Source organism: Butyrivibrio sp. (assembly GCF_017635265.1).
Classification (GTDB): domain Bacteria; phylum Bacillota; class Clostridia; order Lachnospirales; family Lachnospiraceae; genus Butyrivibrio.
The window spans coordinates 1-4,491 of the sequence record NZ_JAGBLU010000053.1 but is presented as its reverse complement, the minus strand read 5'-3'; the positions used below and the strand labels follow the sequence as shown (position 1 = coordinate 4,491).

The window sequence follows — 4,491 nt, the reverse complement described above, 5'->3', positions numbered from 1 at the left end:
TCAGACCGTCAGGAAAATGCTGAAGTAAAGATGCCGGATTTCCCGGATTCCTTGGGCGACTATTCTTTTGACGGCGGAAATACAGTATATGTTGCCGGAAAGGATGATTCAGGGAATACTCTTGGCAAATGGGATGATCTACACGCTGTTTACAAGAATGAGGACGGCGATATCGTTAATCTCACCTTGTCCTACAACTTATCAGATGATGAGAATCGTACCCCTACCGAAAGCCGTACAATAGATGGAATTACCGTCAACTTCAATTACGATGAGTACCTTATACGCCCTGATGAAAATGAGCCCCTTGAGGCATCGGTGCAGGAACGCAAGGAGAATGATGATCACTTTTTCGTAAGCTATGGTGGCGAAAAAGTGACATATTTCTTCAGCAATGCCTCTTTCATAAAAGATGGTGTACGCTATCTTATTTTCACCAATGATGATGTATCTGCCGATGATCTGTTTAAGATGGCAGAAGAACTGATCGAGCAATAACTACTGTGAACTTTTGACATCATAATAACACGATAGAGGGAGCATATGATGCAATCGCAATGCTCCCTCTGTTCTCATCTTAAACTATCTTTCAGTCTCACTGGATCCACTATGGTTCCAAGCATGTATTTCGGTCTCATACGCCTTGTGGCAACGGCCCCTCCGGTTCTTCGTTTGCTTTCAGATTTGGCATCATATAGTCTCCACACTTTACATATTCAAGCTGTATATGTATTTTTTCTCTTCTGACTTACCTCTGGTCAGTTCCATCATCATGTTTGTTAAGAATTCTCATTGACAACAACGCAACAACCGTGCAGATCAACACCGCAATCGTTCTCAATGCCAAATTTTGAATATACCCCTCAAATGATGATAATCTATGAAGCAGATCTCCATATAAAGCAGCCATATATATGGCCGTTATCTGAAATACATAACCAAAATGGAGCCTCTTAAACTCATTCCCCATACGTGCTATTTCGACTATTAAAAGCAGGAGATTAAGAACAATTATTGCACTAAGCTGGGTATTTATAAATGGTCCTGCATTTTCCAGCCTCATGCCAAATGGAATATGATCATTTACAACGAGTATCGAAACACACCACATCATAATTATCATCCATCCATAAGAAGCGATAGATAGGACAATCATGAGATGATCCAGTCCGCTTCTGTTTCCAGATTCATATCTGGGAGCAAAGCCGCCATAAACCACAGCCGCAAGTGAGCATATCATCAATAGATAATATACAATTCCTGAAGCTTCATCAAATAACAGGTTTGCCCCCGATGTTCCGACTATTCCGGCAACAATACTACAAAACACTACGACGGCTGCAAGCACAAGGCTTAAAATACTTTTTTTCCTTGTTTGGATCTGGACAGCTGCCATACGTACAATTTCGGTAGCTGTTATCTCGCCAGAGTCATTGTCCGTCTCAACAGTCTGCATCTCACCCACCACAATATCCTGTATCTTCAGATCTAAAATATGAGCCAGGCTTTCCAAAACTCCGATGTCAGGAAAACTCTCTCCTTTCTCCCAACGGGAAACAGCCTTATTGGTCACTCCAAGCATATCTCCCAACTCGCTTTGGGTATAATTCTTTGTCTTTCTGGCCTCTCTTATAAGCTCACCTGTTTTGATCTTATCCATACGAAGCACCCCCTGTTTTGTATTTAGTGCTTTCAAGGTATCACCCATCTTACATATCCGCAATCCACTGTAGAGAGAATCCCAGGATTTTTGGGATTCTCTTTTACAGAGAGCGTTATTTATTCCATTATTATTTTAATGTACTGAACGAGAATTACAATGTTACCTTATTGAGTATTCCCATGGGCAGGCAAATAGAATTCCTCAGAAATCAGATGTCTTACGCTTTCAGTAATCACCTTATTCTTATCTTCAACCAGCATGGTATCGTATATAGGACGACTTGCATCTTTTGAGAAGATGAAATCAACGATTTCACCATCAGTACTTCTCTCGACTGATGAATCCTCTACGCGTAAAGACATTGGAAGAAACAGATCGTTGATCTTTTTCCCATCCGAACCTATATTTTCTGTCAATCCAAGAGTAAACTCAAGATTAGTAACGCTTAATTTATACACGATTGTTACTGTTTTAAGATCTTTCAAAACACATACCATAGTATTTGTTAGTTTCGGCAGTCTGATTAAGCAAGGGAGCTTCTTTTTGGCATTTGCATACACATGCCGTGCGTCAAAATAGAATTGCTGAATCATCAGCTTACTGTCCTTTGCATTTTTATAGAAATCCTTTGCAGATATTTTGGATGCCACCCCTGTTAAATGCAGAAAGTTCTCAATTGGGAATGTTACCTCAAAATACTCCTCACCATAAACGTACAAAAAAGTTCTACCTGCAAGACTGGAACTGTACACTTTCGCAGCATCTATAATCTGTTGCCTTATAGCCTTTTTCTTTTCCTCTTTAGTAGCCATTAGTACCCCTTATACCCAAAAGAAGAGTGTGATCTTAACCACACTCTTCCAAATGTTCAAAATAAGAGTTTTATGCTGGTTGTCAGCCGCGGTACCCAGTTAAGATACCCCTAACGACGTGGAAATCATTAAGTCCCCCACGTGGACTACAGCTTTATCCTTGCTGCCTGGCTCGATGCCCAGTTAAGGCATCTGATGAGATGGTATTTTACCCTGCACCATCTGCAGCCCAACTTTTATCGATGCTCTTACATCGGAAGTATCGCTACTTCTGATTTAATTATATCCAACCAGTATGAAAAATCAACTAAAAAATACTATTTTTGCAGCCCCTTCTGTATGATGAAGCTTAGTCGCTCCAACTACCGGCGATGTCACTTTTGTAAGAAGCCATGCCAGTGATACTTCCGTCATGGTAATACCGTGTTTCTCGGCAAGCTCTGCCACACGGCCTATGATCATAGCATCTTGCTCCGCTGTAGCATCATTACTTCTGCGTTTTTCGCCCTGACCTTCAAAAAAATATCATCATTTTCTATCTTCAGATTAATACGAAGTCCAACCCGGTACCATACTCCCGGCTGCACTTGAAATGTAACAGGCGTGTCAGACTGAAGCTGTGCCGTCTGCTCAACAACATCTGTACTGCCTTCTACAGCTTGGAGAATCAGCACTCCTCTGTAAAAGTTACCCGTATCAAGTTTTAGCGTATTCCCTTTCGGTAACTCTTCACTCTATTCTACTCTCCGTAGAGTCAAATTAGCGGCTTGTTTCTCTCTTCTGATATCCTTATACCTGTATATTGACAACACCAGTCCAAGCAACACATAATCGACTACCGTAAATGATAATCCACTTGCAAAAAATGGAAGAACAGAATCCGTTAACGGCAAAACTCCAAAAACTATCAATACATTGCTTAGGCTCTGCAATCCAATTGCCACTCCACAGGAACATCCTATCATGCATCCCAGCGAATTCTTCTGCCTTAAAGATATGTTAAACACGTATATGGCAAGCACTGCCAGACAAATAATAATGCCTGCCGCCGCAGCGATACCGCAGGTTGCCGCTACAGTTCCAAGTATCATATCACTGCGATAGGCTGGAATCTCCTTCATGGCAGAAAGAGCTGCATCACTTCCTCCGATCAGATTACTCTTTGAAAAAGCTCCACTAAGCCTGCTGTTCACATAGTTAATCGTTGAATCAGCATTGGCCGCATAACTGCCTATTCCAAAATGCGCAAGCCAGTTCTTAAGTCTTGCACTTTGATAGCCATTACGAGAATATACATGGACTAATGCACCGGAAATCAGTAATACCAGTGCTCCTGCTCCATAAGCTGCCACGATTTTTTTATTGACAGCATACCAATCTTTCTTTAGTGCTATTCCAAATAGCAGTATCTCCGATACAACAACAAACAACAATACCGGAAACGAAATATATCCGGCAATCAGTTGCAACAATACCGGTGCAAACATCCATATAACAATTTTAACAATAGCAGCCTTTCCTTTTCCCCGATACTCATACAGAATCCCGGCAAAAATCGGGAGATACGGTACCATCAGAGCAAATATCGGCACACTGAACATACCTATCCGGATCCAGCTCGTCATTCCTTTTAATGGTGCACCAAAAAAGAAGGATAAAAGGATCAGAAGAACCAAATATGCCGCCCCGATCATCCTGCTTCTTCCGGCGAGTATCGTATAATCCAATCTATATACACCAAGCATTGCCGCAAATCCTATGACTGTTTGCATTATGTTGACCCTAGATAAATTTTCGAGGATGCCTGCGCCTGTCTCGGCTGGCATATTCCTGTTCACTATATACTGAACTCCCAAGTTCAAAACAGCCATAAAAAATACATACAATAGAAACCGCCACTCCATATGTGGTCGGTGGATACGGTCAAGATCTACTCCAACGCTGACCGGATCGCCCATTTCAGCTACCGCCTTTGAAACCGCATCTTCATAAGATAAGCCATCCTCCTCATATGCT

The 4,491-nt window shown here is 41.6% G+C and carries 5 protein-coding genes and 1 pseudogene; 1 reads left to right on the top strand and 5 read right to left on the bottom strand.

From position 1 onward, the window contains the following. The coding region (locus tag J6O61_RS06960; protein ID WP_330613738.1) for a hypothetical protein at window positions 1-498 on the top strand (498 nt) is incomplete at its 5' end. Between the two features lie 250 nt (window positions 499-748). Here J6O61_RS06960 and J6O61_RS06955 read toward each other — a convergent pair. The 5 genes and pseudogenes from J6O61_RS06955 to J6O61_RS06935 form a co-directional block, all read right to left on the bottom strand. After that, on the bottom strand, window positions 749-1,660 hold the full coding sequence (locus J6O61_RS06955) for a helix-turn-helix domain-containing protein (RefSeq protein WP_292211230.1): 912 nt from the start codon (window positions 1,658-1,660) through the stop codon (window positions 749-751). Between the two features lie 167 nt (window positions 1,661-1,827). Beyond that, the gene (locus J6O61_RS06950) at window positions 1,828-2,475 is read right to left on the bottom strand and encodes a PBECR4 domain-containing protein (protein WP_292211228.1); all 648 of its coding nucleotides are present in this window, start codon (window positions 2,473-2,475) and stop codon (window positions 1,828-1,830) included. A 321-nt stretch (window positions 2,476-2,796) separates the two neighbouring features. Next, window positions 2,797-2,961, bottom strand: a pseudogene (locus tag J6O61_RS06945) (aldo/keto reductase); the annotation flags it as partial. After that, complete coding sequence (locus J6O61_RS06940) at window positions 2,934-3,149, bottom strand: hypothetical protein (protein WP_292211226.1); 216 nt, start codon at window positions 3,147-3,149, stop codon at window positions 2,934-2,936. The pseudogene J6O61_RS06945 and the gene J6O61_RS06940, both read right to left, overlap by 28 nt. A gap of 60 nt (window positions 3,150-3,209) precedes the next feature. Then, window positions 3,210-4,491 (bottom strand): FtsW/RodA/SpoVE family cell cycle protein (locus tag J6O61_RS06935; RefSeq protein WP_292211224.1); only part of this gene is annotated, 1,282 nt, incomplete at its 5' end.

What these genes read in the sequence shown, in the direction of transcription:
- J6O61_RS06950 (WP_292211228.1), bottom strand. Translation starts at nt 2,475, where the DNA reads ATGGCTACTAAAGAGGAAAAGAAAAAGGCTATAAGGCAACAGATTATA.
- J6O61_RS06955 (WP_292211230.1), bottom strand. Translation starts at nt 1,660, where the DNA reads ATGGATAAGATCAAAACAGGTGAGCTTATAAGAGAGGCCAGAAAGACA.